General features: G+C 69.2%; 13 protein-coding genes and 3 pseudogenes. 9 read left to right on the plus strand and 7 right to left on the minus strand.

Going from position 1 to position 13,381, the window contains the following annotated elements:
• The first annotated feature begins 97 nt into the window (after positions 1–97).
• From O1Q96_RS17395 to O1Q96_RS17405, 3 genes and pseudogenes are all read left to right on the plus strand, one after another.
• Positions 98–1,024, plus strand: coding sequence for a CBASS cGAMP-activated phospholipase (locus O1Q96_RS17395; RefSeq protein WP_269249054.1), 927 nt, complete (start codon positions 98–100; stop codon positions 1,022–1,024).
• 275 nt (positions 1,025–1,299) lie between these two features.
• A pseudogene (locus O1Q96_RS17400) lies at positions 1,300–2,304 on the plus strand (TerC family protein); the annotation flags it as partial.
• A gap of 245 nt (positions 2,305–2,549) precedes the next feature.
• Complete coding sequence (locus O1Q96_RS17405; RefSeq protein ID WP_269249055.1) at positions 2,550–3,314, plus strand: alpha/beta hydrolase-fold protein; 765 nt, start codon at positions 2,550–2,552, stop codon at positions 3,312–3,314.
• 12 nt (positions 3,315–3,326) lie between these two features.
• Here the strand turns inward: O1Q96_RS17405 and O1Q96_RS17410 are convergent, their stop codons facing one another.
• The 4 genes and pseudogenes from O1Q96_RS17410 to O1Q96_RS17425 all read right to left on the minus strand — a co-directional run.
• Positions 3,327–3,602, minus strand: a complete 276-nt coding sequence (locus O1Q96_RS17410; protein ID WP_269249056.1) for a twin-arginine translocase TatA/TatE family subunit — start codon at positions 3,600–3,602, stop codon at positions 3,327–3,329.
• Positions 3,603–3,674: 72 nt separating this feature from the next.
• On the minus strand, positions 3,675–4,259 hold the full coding sequence (locus O1Q96_RS17415; RefSeq protein ID WP_269249057.1) for a TerD family protein: 585 nt from the start codon (positions 4,257–4,259) through the stop codon (positions 3,675–3,677).
• An 858-nt stretch (positions 4,260–5,117) separates the two neighbouring features.
• The gene (locus O1Q96_RS17420) at positions 5,118–5,693 is read right to left on the minus strand and encodes a TerD family protein (protein WP_269249058.1); all 576 of its coding nucleotides are present in this window, start codon (positions 5,691–5,693) and stop codon (positions 5,118–5,120) included.
• Between the two features lie 155 nt (positions 5,694–5,848).
• Positions 5,849–6,102, minus strand: a pseudogene (locus O1Q96_RS17425) (GlsB/YeaQ/YmgE family stress response membrane protein); the annotation flags it as partial.
• Positions 6,103–6,304: 202 nt separating this feature from the next.
• Here O1Q96_RS17425 and O1Q96_RS17430 point away from each other — a divergent pair.
• The 3 genes from O1Q96_RS17430 to O1Q96_RS17440 all read left to right on the plus strand — a co-directional run bounded on the left by O1Q96_RS17430 (position 6,305) and on the right by O1Q96_RS17440 (position 7,951).
• Positions 6,305–6,694 (plus strand): BlaI/MecI/CopY family transcriptional regulator, encoded by a 390-nt coding sequence (locus tag O1Q96_RS17430; RefSeq protein WP_269249059.1) that lies wholly within the window; start codon positions 6,305–6,307, stop codon positions 6,692–6,694.
• Positions 6,695–6,700: 6 nt separating this feature from the next.
• On the plus strand, positions 6,701–7,633 hold the full coding sequence (locus O1Q96_RS17435) for a M56 family metallopeptidase (RefSeq protein ID WP_269249060.1): 933 nt from the start codon (positions 6,701–6,703) through the stop codon (positions 7,631–7,633).
• A gap of 165 nt (positions 7,634–7,798) precedes the next feature.
• Positions 7,799–7,951 carry a hypothetical protein gene (locus O1Q96_RS17440; protein ID WP_269249061.1) on the plus strand — a complete coding sequence of 51 codons (153 nt, stop codon included), beginning with the start codon at positions 7,799–7,801 and terminating at the stop codon, positions 7,949–7,951.
• On the opposite strand, the gene O1Q96_RS17445 is transcribed toward O1Q96_RS17440, so the two are convergent.
• The gene (locus tag O1Q96_RS17445; RefSeq protein ID WP_269249062.1) at positions 7,941–8,153 is read right to left on the minus strand and encodes a hypothetical protein; all 213 of its coding nucleotides are present in this window, start codon (positions 8,151–8,153) and stop codon (positions 7,941–7,943) included. The two genes, O1Q96_RS17440 and O1Q96_RS17445, sit on opposite strands and share 11 nt — an antisense overlap.
• 339 nt (positions 8,154–8,492) lie before the next feature.
• On the minus strand, positions 8,493–8,702 hold the full coding sequence (locus O1Q96_RS17450; protein WP_269249063.1) for a DUF1707 SHOCT-like domain-containing protein: 210 nt from the start codon (positions 8,700–8,702) through the stop codon (positions 8,493–8,495).
• 725 nt (positions 8,703–9,427) lie between these two features.
• Between O1Q96_RS17450 and O1Q96_RS44770 the strand changes: the two are divergent.
• The 3 genes and pseudogenes from O1Q96_RS44770 to O1Q96_RS17460 form a co-directional block, all read left to right on the plus strand.
• A pseudogene (locus O1Q96_RS44770) lies at positions 9,428–9,481 on the plus strand (hypothetical protein); the annotation flags it as partial.
• Positions 9,482–9,551: 70 nt separating this feature from the next.
• Positions 9,552–10,490, plus strand: coding sequence for an LCP family protein (locus O1Q96_RS17455; RefSeq protein WP_483409977.1), 939 nt, complete (start codon positions 9,552–9,554; stop codon positions 10,488–10,490).
• A gap of 311 nt (positions 10,491–10,801) precedes the next feature.
• Entirely contained in the window at positions 10,802–12,022 is a 1,221-nt protein-coding gene (locus O1Q96_RS17460) for an RNA-guided endonuclease InsQ/TnpB family protein (protein WP_269249064.1), read from the plus strand.
• 34 nt (positions 12,023–12,056) lie between these two features.
• Here the strand turns inward: O1Q96_RS17460 and O1Q96_RS17465 are convergent, their stop codons facing one another.
• A complete protein-coding gene (locus O1Q96_RS17465; protein ID WP_269249065.1) occupies positions 12,057–13,049 on the minus strand; it encodes a sporulation protein in 993 nt (330 codons plus the stop codon).
• Positions 13,050–13,381: the final 332 nt, after the last annotated feature.

Genomic DNA, 13,381 nt, shown 5'->3' on the forward strand with positions numbered 1-13,381 from the left:
GGACGTAGTCTCGACGGCGAAGATCTGGCCCAGCCGGGCCAGTCCTACAACGAGCAGCACAACGGGGGCGGTTCAACTGACCGAGCGTTTCCAGATTTTGGCCCTGGACGGCGGCGGCTTCCGTGGCATGTTCTCCGCGGCGGTCCTCGCCCGCCTCGAGGAAGACCTCGACATCCGCATCACCGACCACTTCGACCTGATCGCCGGCACCTCGACCGGCGGCATCATCGCGCTCGGCCTCGGCCTGGGCCTCACACCCCGCGAGATCCTCACCTTCTACACCGAGCACGGCCCGAGGATCTTTCGCGACCGCTCCAGGATGCGCGGCCTGCGCCACCTCCTGCGCGCGAAGTACAGCACCGAGCCTCTGCGGGCGGCGCTCACCGACGTCTTCGGCGAGCGGACCTTCGGTGAGAGCACTAAACGCCTGGTGATCACCTCCTACAACATCGCCGCCGACGACGTCTACCTCTTTCGGACCCCGCACCTGCCCACCCTCAAACGGGACTGGCGGGAAAAGGCTGTCAACGTCGCGCTCGCTACCTCCGCCGCACCCACCTACCTGCCCGGCATGCCCCTGGACGGAGCCCGCCTCGTCGACGGCGGCGTCTGGGCCAACAACCCCACCATGGTCGCGCTCACCGAGGCCGTCGGACCTCTGTCCGTCCCCCTCGAAGCCATCAAGGTCTTCAGCCTCGGCACCACCACCGACGTCCGAAGCCGTCACCGCCGCCTCGACCGCGGCGGCCTGCTGCCCTGGGCCAACGACGCCGTCGAGGTCCTCATGCGAGCCCAGAGTGAAAGTGCCGCCAAACAGGTGCGCCACTTCATAGGCAAGGACAACGTCCTGCGCCTCAACCCGACCGTCCCTACCGGAGCCGTCGCGCTCGACAACGTCGACACCCAGACCCTCTCCGGACTGGCAGGCCACGTCAGCCGCGACGTCTCCCCGGCCATCCACCGAACCTTCTGCGACCACCGCGCCCCCGCCTACACCCCCTGCCACCCCACCCGCGAGGAATGACGTGAACACGCTCCACCCGATACGGGAGGCTTACACAGACTCCCTCGGGCCGGGCAGTCCTCACCCGCCGACCGACGCAGGATGCGGTGCAAGCCCCGGGCGCCATCCCGGCGAGCTCATTGCCTGTCGCATCCCCGCTTCAGAAGGCACGTGGGAACCTCTGCGTCTCCGTACCGTCCGGCCTCACCCGCTCCGCATGCTCGCGGCGGCGCAATGCCGGACACTCCTGTATAGGGGCCGGCGTATTTCGCGCGGGCCATGGTGAGGTGTTCGGCGTGCTTGAGGTGCCGCTCTGGCTGTGGGGGGCGTTCGCCGCGACGGTCGTCGTGTCGCTGGCGGTGGACCTGCTGTCCCACCGCACCGCGCACGTCATCGGCTTCAAGGAGGCAGCCGCCTGGAGCGGGCTGTGGGTGAGCCTCGCCCTGATCTTCGGCGCGGTCGTCTTCCTCGTTCTCGGCACGACGGCCGGCACCGAGTACACGACAGCCTGGCTGCTGGAGAAGAGCCTGTCGGTGGACAACCTCTTCGTCTTCGCGGTGATCTTCGCGTACTTCAAGGTGCCCCGGGCCTACCAGCACCGCGTGCTGTTCTTCGGCGTCATCGGCGCGCTTGTCTTCCGCGGGATCTTCCTCTCCCTCGGCGTGGCCGTGGTCAGCCGATTCACCGCGGTGCTGTTCGCCTTCGCGGCGGTCCTCTTCTACAGCACCTACAAGCTCCTCAAGGACGAGCAGGAGAGCTTCGACCCGGGCAAGAGCTTCGCCGTACGGATGCTCCGTAAGATCATCCCGGTGCGGGACGAGTATGCCGGGGCGAAGTTCTTCGTCAAAGAGGCCGGCAAACGGATGGCGACCCCGCTGCTCGCGGTGGTCGCTGCGATCGAGGCCGCCGACCTGATCTTCGCCGTCGACAGTGTCCCGGCCGTCCTCGCGGTCAGCGACGACGCCTTCATCGTCTACACCAGCAACGCGTTCGCCATCCTCGGCCTGCGGGCCCTCTACTTCATGCTCGCCGGCCTCCTGGACCGCTTCCACTACCTGAACAGGGGGCTCGCGATCATCCTGGCGTTCATCGGCGTCAAGCTCATCTTCCAGGCATCCCACAAGTTGATCAGCCCCGGCATCCCGGAAATCCCCTCGCCGATCAGCCTCGCAGTCATTGTCTGCGTCCTGGCGGGCTCCGTGGTGCTCAGCCTCAGAAGGCCCGCTCCGGCAGACGCCCAGGAACAGGCCGACGAACAGGCAGACGCCTCCGAGACCAATGAGCAGCCCGGCTCACCACCTGTGATGGATGGCCCTGAGTCCTCAACCGGTTCAGCACGCCGGGACGCTGAATCCCGCTCGCGCTCGGGGCGGCGAGGAAGCAGTGCACTTCCCGACGGGCCAATACGGGCATATCGTAAAAATATGGTCAAAATGAAGCGCAAGCCTGAAGCGTACGCGTGTCCGACCTGCAGGCGGTCCGTGCCGCCTGCAGCCCACCGCCACAAGACCCTCGGCGTGTTCGTTCCCGTGTGGGGCCCGGGCGCATGTCAAAACCGCGAGTGTCCCGACTTCCGGTTGGACCCCAGCCACAAGCACTCCGCGGACCGGTGACGAAACCGACAGCACGACGATGCACTGCCGGTGGGTCGGGCAACCCGAGCTGGCCCGCACGTCAAGCCGCCGGGGAGCTGGAGCTGCCCCTCCATGACGCACCTCGACAAGGTCCACCCGGCGACAGGCCGCGGGCTGTCCCTGGCCGTCCCCGGGTTGCGGCATCGGCGACGGCCCGGGCCGCAGCTCGCGCCGAGCCCCGGGCGGCACCGCGCGCGCCCGGGTTGTCGATGGGCGCTTTCGGCGCGGTCTCCTACGCCGCCCGCCGCCCGGACCTGTTCCGCGCCGCCGCGAGCTACAGCGGACCTGTCCACCTCCTCCACCCTCGGATGCGCGAGGTATGGCCGCAGATGGAGGAGGCGTACGGCGGCGACCTGGACGCCCTGTGGGGAGACCGGGTCGAGCAGAGGGCCATCTGGCAGGCGCCCGACCCGCACCGCTTGGCCGAGCGCCTGCGCCGCACTCACGTCTACCTCTCGGCCGGTGACGGCAATCCGGGAGCGCTCGATCCGCCGGGCAGTGGGTACGACCCGGCGGAAGCCGTCATCCAGGACCTGACCCGCTCCCTGGATGCCCGGCTGCGGCGGCTCGGCGCCCCGGTGACAGGCCACTTCCACTCCGGCACGCGCCATCCAGGCTACGGGGAGCGGGAGTTGCACCATTCCTTGCCGACGCTGCTGCGCGCTATGGGTGTGTGAACACCGCGCGCGTCAGCTCTGGGCGCGCGGAGGCGCTTCGCCGCCCGGTCGCGTGGTGGACTGGGGCGCATCGGTGGGCGGGGTGCCGGGTGTGCTGGTCTCGCCCGGGATCACGCGAGGGGCCGTCTGCTCCCCGGCCGTACCCTGCTCCTCCTTCATCTCTCTGGCCTCCGCTTTGAGGATGCGTGCCGACTTGCCCGCCGAGCGGGCGAGTTCGGGGAGTTTCTTGGCGGCGAGGACGGCTATGACGACGATGAGGATGATCGCGAGCTCGCTGAGTCCGAACATGCGGGTCCTGTCTGCTGGGGCCCGGTTGGGTACGGCCGAGCGCATCGGGGGAGGCAGGCCGGGCTTCCTGGTTTACAAGTGAGGTGTGATGGACGGCAGCAGGTCCTGGAAGGTGCGGCCGGTGGCGGGTTCACCGATGGCCTTCATCTGCCAGCCGCCGCCGGTGCGCTGGACCTTGGCCATGATCTGGGCGGTGTGCTTGCCGCCGCCGGTGAGGGTGTAGCGGGCCAGTTCGGCTCCGGTGGTCTCGTCGACCAGACGGCAGAACGCGTTCTGTACTTCTGTGAAGGTCTGGCCGGTGAATGAATTGACCGTGAAGACGATCTGGTCGACCTGTGTGGGGACGCGGGACAGGTCGACGAGGACGGCTTCGTCGTCGCCTCCGGCGCCAGCCCCGCCGGTGAGGTTGTCGCCGGTGTGCCGGACGGAGCCGTCATTGCTGACCAGGTGCTGGAAGTAGACAACGTCGACCTGCTGTCCGGCGGCGAAGAGTACGGCTGAGGCGTCGAGGTCGATTTCTCCGCCTCCGGTGAGCTTGGCGAGGAAGCCTTTGCGGGGCGCGGCCTGCCAGCCCAGGCCCATCCGGACGGAGCTCAGGGCGCTGCCGTCGGCCTTGCTCAGGCTGATCTGCTGACCCTTGGTCATGTTGACGGACATGGGGTGCTTCTCCTTCGGCTTTGGTGCTGTTGATGGAACTGCCCGGGACCGGCTGCTCGCTCGCCCGTCCGGGCCGGCACGGCTGCTGGCCGGTGAGCTGGGGGCCGCTCGTGGCGTCGTTGGCGGGGGCGGCAGGGGACGGTGTCGCGGGCGGAGCGGGGTGAAGGGACGGATCCTCGCTGATGGGCCGGCGCAGGTGGGGCAGCATGCCGCGCTTGAGTAGGGCCTGCTGCCAGTCCAGCCGTGCTCGCTCCAGCCGGGCGGGGGTCACGGAGCCGCCGCGCCCGCGTATCGCCGTGCCCAGCAGCGTCGCAAAGGCGATGAGAGCGCTCACGGCCGCGACGATGGAGAGGATCCAGCCGACGGCTATGAGTGAGCCGGGCACTGTGCCCCGAATGCCGGTCAGCTGGAGCAGGCAGCCGAGGACGAGCAGGACCGCGGCGGACGAGGCGGCCACGGGCGGCGTGAGGACCGCGAGGCCGGCCACCAGGCCGGTGCCGACGGGTCGGTGCGGTGCGGTCTCCTCGGCGGACGCGTTCGAGGCGGAACATGTGAGGTAGGTGTGGTACTCGCCGCGGGCCGCGGCCGTGATCTCCTCGGCGTCGGCGAGGGCCCGCGGGCGCAGGCGCGTGGCGGCCCGGCCGGTCGGGTCGGCGCGCAGGGTTCCCAGGATGTCCGGGGTGGCCAGCGCCAGGTGCAGTACAGCTTCGAAGTCCGCCCGGTCCTCGGGACGGAGACCAGAGGGGTCGGCCACGTGGTCTCCTGACGGCTGGAGGTGCCTGGGTGCTGGACGAGGGCGTGCGGGCCGGTGTGGCGGGCCCGCCCCCGGGGATCAGGCCCGGGGGCGGGCTGCCCGTGTCAGACGCCGACGCCGAAGTCGGAGGCGATCCCGGACAGTCCCGAGGCATAGCCCTGGCCCACGGCGCGGAACTTCCACTCGGCGCCGTTGCGGTAGAGCTCGCCGAAGACCATGGCGGTCTCGGTGGCGGCGTCCTCGGAGAGGTCGTAGCGGGCGATCTCGGCGCCGCCGGCCTGGTTGACGACGCGGATGAAGGCACCCCGGACCTGGCCGAAACTCTGGCCGCGGTTCTCGGCGTCGTGGATGGAGACGGGGAAGACGATCCGGTCGATCTCGGCGGGCACACCCGCCAGGTTCACCTTGACCACCTCGTCGTCGCCCTCGCCCTCACCAGTGAGGTTGTCGCCGGTGTGTTCCACCGAACCGTCCGGGCTCTTCAGGTTGTTGTAGAAGATGAAGTGCTGGTCGGAGAGCACCTTGCCGGAGGCGTCAAGGAGCAGGGCAGAGGCGTCAAGGTCGTAGTCGGTGCCGGTGGTGGTGCGTACGTCCCAGCCCAGGCCGACCAGGACGGCGGTCAGGCCCGGTGCCTCCTTGCTGAGCGAGACATTGCCACCCTTGGCCAGGGAAACTCCCACTGTGAACTCCTTCTCGATGCGTCAGGTCAGGGCCCGGCAGGCCCGGGATTTAAAACTACAACACTGTAGAAAACGAGGAGGGGTTTGAGTGTTCCTCGTGGCTGCCCGTGTCGCGTATGGCCGGGAAGCGCTGGGTGTCGTGAAGTGGCTGGTCGGTCACGGGAGTTGCCGAAGAGGATGTGGTAGCCGATCGGCTGGACCAGTGCGCCTGCGATGGCCGAGCCTCAGGTGGTGGCGCCGAAGAACTCCCCCTGCACCGGCCGGTCGAGGAGCTTCGCTGAGAGGCAGCCGCCCGGGAAGGCCTCGCGATGCCGATGGCCGTCGTGCCGATCAGTCCGCCCGGATCGCGCCCGGGCAGGGCGGTTTTGGTGATGGCCCCAGCGAGAAGCCCCAGGGTCAGCCATGAGATGCCGCCCTTGTCTGCCGCCTCTTCTTGTGTCGACGCCGTCGGTGCGGCACGGAAGGGCCTTTCTGGGCAGTCCAGCTTCTACAATTATGTAGATGCGGCCGTGAGGGGCAGCGGAGCACTGGTCGCGGCACAGTGGTCGGCTATGAGCGTCGATACGATGGACCGCCCGCAAACTTCGGGGTCAGCGGAAGGGAGACAGGGCGTGACGGATCAACGGCAGCGCCCCCAGCGACGGGGGCAGGGTGAACTGGAGGCGCTCGTCCTGTCGGCCCTGCGCGAGGCGGACGGCCCGGCGAGCGCGGGCTGGGTGCAGGAGCGCCTCGGCGGAGACCTCGCCTATACGACGGTGATCACGATCCTGACCCGGCTGCTGGCCAAGGGTGCGGTGACCCGCGAGCGCGCCGGCCGGTCCTTCGCGTGGACCCCGGCCTCGGACCAGGCGGGCCTGGCCGCGCACAAGATGCGCAAGGTGCTCGACGCCGAAAGCGACCGCGAGGCGGTGCTGGCCAGCTTCGTCACCGGCCTCGGACTGGACGACGAGCGGCTGCTGCGCGAACTGCTGGGTCGAGTCACGGGTGAAGGGGAAGACTGAAGCCTCATGGGGTTGTTCGTCTTTCTGCCGCTGGTCCTGCCGTTGACGGCGTGGCCGATCGCGCGCCTGGCCGAGCAGCGGCTGCATCCGCGCACGGCCACCCGGCTGCTGACCGGGCTGGCCGTGGTGATGGCGGTGTGCAGCACCGTGTGCCTGGGGCTGCTGATGGTGGTCGGCACGGCGCAGTTGCCCGGCAACCCGCTGCCCGATGCCTGGTCGGACCCCGAGGTGCGCGAGGCGGTGCCGTACGACGAGATTGCCGGGAGGCTGGCCATTCCGGCGCTGCTCGCGGTGCTGCTGGTTGGTGGCCGCACCCTGTGGCGGCACGGGCGGGTCCGTCGCCGCGCCCACCGGGCACTCGCCGGCCTGCCCGGTGTGGAGGTGGCCGTCCTGCCCGACGAGGTGCCGTACGCATATGCTCTCCCCGGAGGGCGACGAGACCGGGTGGTGGTGACCACCGCCCTGCTGTCCTGCCTCGACCCGGCCGAGCGGCGCGCCCTGTTCGCCCACGAGCGCGCCCACCTCGCCGCCCACCACCACCGATTCCTGCTCGCCGTCCAGCTGGCCGCGCGCGCCAACCCGTTCCTTCGGCCGCTGCGCACGGCCGTGTCCTACACGGCGGAGCGGTGGGCGGACGAGGAGGCGGCGCGGGTGGTCGGCAGCCGCAAAGCCGTGGCGCGTGCGATCGGCAAAGCGGCCCTGGTCTCCCGCGGCACCCCGGTGTCCACGCTTGCGGGCCTCGCCGCGCCGGGCCCGGTGCCGCGCCGGGTCGCCGCGCTGCTCGGCCCGGCGCCCGTGATGCGCAGCTGGCCGCCGGTGTTCACCTCGGTGGGACTTGCTGCCTGGGGCGCGGCGGCGGGGACCGCGGTGTCCGCGCTGTCGTCCGCGAACTCCGCAGTGACGATGGTCCTCATCCTGCACGCTGCGACACCTCTGTGAGGTGCCTCTGAGCGGACGCTTTCGTGAGGGGTTGACCGTTCTGTTGCTGCCCGAACGTGTGTGTCTGGGGTGATGGGGCTGTTCGGCGGACTTGGGTGGCGGGGTGAGTGAACGCCCGTCGTACCGCAGCGACTGTCCGGCAAACGGTAGACGTTGGCGGAGCCCGTGATCACGACTTGGCAGGCCGCGCGTCCTTCGGTCAGCGGCCATCAGGGCAAGTGCGCGGTGCGGGAGATCGCCAACGCGATCCTGTACCAGTCCCGGACCGGCTCCTTCCGGGGCTGTGCGCGCGTACTCGGGGCGCCGTTCAACGGGTGACGGCGAACATGAGCAGGACGATGAAGAGGGCCAGGGCGCCGAGGGTGGCGCCGATGAGGGACGGGCCGAAGTTCGTGGCGAGGCCCCGCTCGTTGTTCCAGACTCCCAGCCCTCCCAGGAGGAGAGCGACGAGCCCGAGGGGCGCGGCGACGAAGTCGCCGATGACGGGGATGAAGGAACCCACGAGGGCGACAATGCCCATGGTGAGGGAAGTGTCTCCCGCTCGGTTGCGGGGCTCGGCCCCTCGGGGTCCGGCGTCCTGTTGCGGCATGCCGTCCTCTCGCGCCGGAAGTCCCGTACGCCCTGAGGGGCCATCAGCCGTACGGCTGATGGGATGGCGGGGCGTACCTTCCCCGACAGCCGGTGGGGGGATGGGCTGCTCGAGTTGAGCGACCTCTAGTGTGCATTACAGCCTTTCATCTCCGGTATGCCCCAGCGGAGCTCGCGGCCCATTGGACTGCATGGCGCATGGTCTCAACAACGTGAGTCTCTGGGCAGTACGGCAGAGACGTTCGGTGGCAGTGGCGACGTCCCATAGCCGTCAGCGCCCCACACGCTCGACCGCACTGAACCTCTGCCCGATCCGGAGCACATCCTCGACCTCCGCTGTGGCCCCGCCGGCCGAGGCCGACACGGGTGGCAGGTCAGCGGCGAGCGGCATCGGCTCGCCGACGGTCCGCGCCGACAGGGCAGCCTCCAGGCGCTCGTCCAGCTCGGCTGCGGTCAGTCGACCGTCCCCTCGCCGCGACACGCAGCACGTCCGCCAAGCCCGGTCACGGTCTACACGAGAGGCCTTCCGCCCGGGCGCCTAGCCGGAGCCGGAGCGCTGTCCGGTGGGCGAGATCTCTCCCGGCATGCCTCCGTCCTGAGCGACCGGGAAACCGGCGCTATATCGCGACATAGATCCTGGCTGAGCCCGGTCGAGCAGCCTGGAGCGCGCAGCCCTGCCAGCCGGACCATGCCCGACCGCCGGCCGCACGCCGCCGGTGCTGCTCACGTGTGCCCTCCCGCATTCCGTGCCTGCCGACACATTCGGAGGCAGATGCTGCGGGGTTCCCGGTTCCCGGTTCCGGGAGCGGTGAGACGCACCCGCCCCCCGTCCGTATCTCTACAAGAATGTAGAATCCGACGTTCGGTATGCAGGGGGCGCCTGTGGGCGGCAGGGGAGAGCGGCGGCGCACTCGGGCCGGGAGCAGGCCGGCGCGGCTGACACGGCGGGGCCGGATCTTCGCAAGGACAGCAGGGGCGCTCGCCGCCCTCATCCTCGGCGTGGCCGGGGTCGGCGCCTGGATATACCAGGACCTGGACGACACCATCCAAACTGCCGACCTCGACAACAAACTCGGCGGGGACCGTCCCGCCAACCTCAGCCCGGGCTCGAAGAACATCCTGGTCGTCGGCTCGGACAGCCGCGACGGGGCCAACGCGAAGTGCGGCCAGAACCTGACCACCATGCAGTCGGACACCCTGATGGTCATGCACGTCCCAGCGAACCGGAAATGGGCGACCGTGCTCTCCTTCCCACGCGACTCATGGGTGCCGATACCCGCGTGCGACAAGGGCAACAGCACCACCTCCGCCCCGCACCAATCCAAGATCAATGAGGCGTTCGCGATCGGCGGCACCAGCGGCAAGGGTCGCCGGAGCCGCCGCCTGCACCATCAAGACGGTCGAGGCCAACACGGGCCTGCGCATCGACCACTTCATGTCCGTCGACTTCCAGGGCTTCAAAGGCATGGTCAATGCCCTGGACGGCATCGAGGTCTGCCCCGAGCAGGCCATCCGCGACGAGAAGGCCCGCCTGGACCTGGAAGCCGGCTGCCAGACCATCAAGGACGAAAAGGCGCTCGGCTATGTACGCGCCCGCTACAGCGTCGGCGACGGCTCCGACCTCGGATGCATCGGCCGCCAGCAGGAGTTCATGGAAACCCTCGCCGAGAAGGCGCAGTCCAAACTGACCAGCCCGAACGCGCTGTACGACTTCCTGCAGTCGGCCACGAAGTCCCTGACCACGGACGAGGACCTGGCCGGCATCAAGCCGCTCTACAGCCTCGCCTCCGAGGTGAAGGGCATCCCGAGCGAGAAGCTGACCTTCCTCACCGTGCCCAACTATCCATGCGAGGCGGATGTGGCCACCGACAAGGCCAACGTCGTGTGGCAGTACCCGCAGGCCGCCGACCTGTTCACCTCCCTCGCCAAGGATGAGGAGGTCGACAAGAAAGAACTGCAAGCCGACGCCAAGGACCTGATCTACGCATCCAGCGTGCGCGTCCAGGTCCTCAACGGCACCGGCGTCACGGGGCGCGCCACCGCCGTCGCCGAGAAACTACGCGAGGCCGGCTTCAGCGTCCTCGGCACGGGCAACGCCCCGGAGACCACCCGCACCACCACCGCCACCTACCCGCAGGAGATGGACGAGCAGGCGCAGGTACTCGCTTCGCGGCTGCCCAACGCCCGGGCCACGCAGCAGGCGGACGCCGTCGCGGGCGTGGTGACCCTTGTCATCGGAACCGACCTCGACCCCGACGACATCCGGTGATGCGGCTGGGACGGAGCAGTTCTACGTAGTCCCTTCGCAGTTCACCTGTTTCTTGCGAGGAGGCCCCGGCGTTCACGCCGGGGAGGCATCGCATCCGGGGGTCGCGACGCGGAGCGCCGCATCCGGTTCAGGGCGCGGAGCGCCCATACCGCTGCCGGCATCGCCGAGTTGATACGAACGCGTATGCCTGTGATCGCTGGTCAGGATGGTGGCTGCGGGATCGGGGTGAGTGTGTGCGGCTGTCGTACGTATGGCCCTTCGCAGGGTCCGGGACGGCACAGTGTCCCGGCCGGGGACCGTGAGGGGGCGAGATGGCGCAGGTGAGCGCGGCTGCGGAGGGCGGCCATGCTCGCTACACCTACCGGCTGCGCGTGTCGTCCACTGCCCGTACTGCCCTGGCGGCGGAGTGGGACCGGTGCCGCTGGTTGTGGAACGAATGCGTCGCCAAGTCCAAGGCCGTACACCTGCACAACAAGACCACCGGCCAAAAGATTACGTGCGGGCCGGCTCAGCTCGACAAGATGCTGACCGAAGCCCGCGCCCGTACGCCGTGGCTGCGTGAGGGCTCATCGGTTGTCCAGCAGCAGGTCATCCGCGACTTCGGCCGCTCCCGCGCCAAAGCGCACAAGGACATCGGCGAACGCCTGCCCCTGGCACGCCGGGCCGGGATGCCGAAGTGGAAGACCAGACGCGAGGCACTGCCCACCCTCAACTACACCCAGCGCGGCTTCCGGCTGAAGGACGGCCGACTGCACCTGGCCGGCGGCATCGTCCTGGGGGTGGTGTGGTCACGGGAACTGCCGGCGCAGCCGTCCTCGGTGCGCGTCTACCAGGACAGCCTCGGACACTGGTACGCCTCCTTCGTCGTCCCCGCCCAGTTTGAGCCGCTGCCGAAGACCGGCCGCGCACTCGGTGTCGACTGGGGCGTGAGGGAGACCGCGACCACCACATCCGACGTGCACGACCTGCCGCACGCCCAGCACGGCAGGAAAGCCGAAGCGAAGCTGACCCGGTACGACCGGATGATGGCCCGCCGCAAGCCGAAGAAGGGCCGGCGAGGGTCGAAGGGCTACCGCGAAGCGAAGCACCTGCGGGCCAAGGCCCACAAGAAGGTCGCCAGGCAGCGTGAGGACACCGGCCGCAAGTGGGCCAAGAAGGTAGTCCGCGACCACGACGCCATCGCGGTCGAGGACTTCCGCCCGAAGTTCCTGGCCAGGACCACCATGGCCCGTAAGGCCGCTGACGCCGCCATCGGCGCCACCAAGCAGGCCCTGAACGCGATGGGCCACAAGCACGGGCGGGACATCCGCCTCGTCCACCCCGCGCACACCACGATGGACTGCGCCAACTGCGATGCGAGAGCCAAGCATCGCCTGCCGCTGGGTGAGCGCACCTACACCTGCACCGCATGCGGAATTGTGTCCCCACGGGACAAGAACTCCGCACGCGTCATGCTCGTCCGGGCTGGTCTCAACCCGGCTGGTACTGATGGCACAAGACCTCCTGGAGCGCTGCTCCAGGAGGCAGCCTGAGCCAGGAATCCCCTCCCTTCAGGGAGGGGAGGATTCAATCTTCCTCTTCCTCGTCGCCCTCGCCCTCGAAGAAGTCGCCGACCTCGTCGACGACTTCGGCCGCGACCATGCCCCCGACGACACCGACCGCGAGTCCGGCCGCGCCGGCGGCAACGGCGGTGCCCATGCCGGGACCGGAGCGGTGGCTGGCGTGGTGGTGCTCGTCGTGCCCGTGGTGGCCTCCGTGGCCGTACGCGGCGTGCGATCCGTGCGACGTCCGGTGTTCGAGCAACTGCCTGATCCAGCCGTCGACTTCGGTGTTCCAGTCCCGGTGCTCGACATCGTGGTGGCCGACCGTGAAGCGGGTGACCGCGTCGTGCCCCTCGGAGAAGAAGCCGCCGCGCTTGGCGGCCTCCAAAACGACCTCCATGCCGCCCGGCGCGGCGAGGAAGGTCAGCTCGATCTCGTGCACCTGGTGCGCGTACGGCGGCGCCGGGGCGAGCTCGATCTCCTGGTAGAACGGCAGTCGCTGCCCCGTGCCGCCGATGCGCCCGTACTCCAGATCGGCGGACTTGAAGCCGAAGCCGAGCTGGCCGAGGGCTTCGAGGACCGCCTCCTGTACGGGCAGCGGGCGCACCGTGAGCTGGTCGAGGTCGCACTTGTCCTTCGCGCCGGCCACCGCCAGTTCGGTGCGTACGCCGAGCACGACGCCCAGCGACTGCCCGTACAACTCGGTGACCGGGGTCTCCCAGGGCAGTGCCACGCTGAACGGCACGCTGTGCCGCTCGCCCGCGGCGAGCCGGAAGCCGCCTCCGACGGTGAACCGGTCGAAGACGAGAACGCCTTCGCTCTCCCCGCCCTCGTGCTCGGCCTCGACCCGCGCCACCAGCTCCAGGGTGATGTGCTCGATGTCGAAGTCGGCGTCACCGCCCTGGAGATAGACCTGCCCGGACAGGGGAGCGCCGGGCAGGGCCGCGCCGGGCTCGAGGACCGTGTCCACCGTGGGCCCGCCCACGCCGAGCGAGCCGAGCAGTCGTTTGAACACCATCGCGGCGTCCACTCCTTCATGTGCGTGTGTAACTCGTGACGAAAGGCGAGGGTGAGCAGGCAGGCGCCCGGGAACAAGCCGGAAAGTCCTCACGTTCTCCCTCTACAAGCACGTAGAAGCATAGGGTTGCCGGAGCTCGTCCAGGCCGTTTCCCGCGGCCCGTGGCGGGGAAGTCCGAAAAGAGTCGCCCGCCGGGTCGGCAGGAGACTTGACCAGGCGGCTTTGCCCGTCTTTTACGATGAACGGGATGGCATTTCCCCCTCCCGACCCTTGAGGGTCTGCCCGACCCTCCGAGCCGAAAAGGAGCGACGTTCCGCAATGGGTGAGCCTCC

Source organism: Streptomyces aurantiacus (assembly GCF_027107535.1).
GTDB lineage: Bacteria > Actinomycetota > Actinomycetes > Streptomycetales > Streptomycetaceae > Streptomyces.

Excerpts from the sequence above, each read along its gene's own strand:
- O1Q96_RS17405 (WP_269249055.1), top strand. The coding sequence starts at position 2,550 with ATGTCAAAACCGCGAGTGTCCCGACTTCCGGTTGGACCCCAGCCACAA.
- O1Q96_RS17410 (WP_269249056.1), bottom strand. The coding sequence starts at position 3,602 with ATGTTCGGACTCAGCGAGCTCGCGATCATCCTCATCGTCGTCATAGCC.
- O1Q96_RS17415 (WP_269249057.1), bottom strand. The coding sequence starts at position 4,259 with ATGTCCGTCAACATGACCAAGGGTCAGCAGATCAGCCTGAGCAAGGCC.
- O1Q96_RS17435 (WP_269249060.1), top strand. The coding sequence starts at position 6,701 with ATGGGGTTGTTCGTCTTTCTGCCGCTGGTCCTGCCGTTGACGGCGTGG.
- O1Q96_RS17445 (WP_269249062.1), bottom strand. The coding sequence starts at position 8,153 with ATGGGCATTGTCGCCCTCGTGGGTTCCTTCATCCCCGTCATCGGCGAC.
- O1Q96_RS17455 (WP_483409977.1), top strand. The coding sequence starts at position 9,552 with ATGAGGCGTTCGCGATCGGCGGCACCAGCGGCAAGGGTCGCCGGAGCC.
- O1Q96_RS17460 (WP_269249064.1), top strand. The coding sequence starts at position 10,802 with ATGGCGCAGGTGAGCGCGGCTGCGGAGGGCGGCCATGCTCGCTACACC.
- O1Q96_RS17465 (WP_269249065.1), bottom strand. The coding sequence starts at position 13,049 with ATGGTGTTCAAACGACTGCTCGGCTCGCTCGGCGTGGGCGGGCCCACG.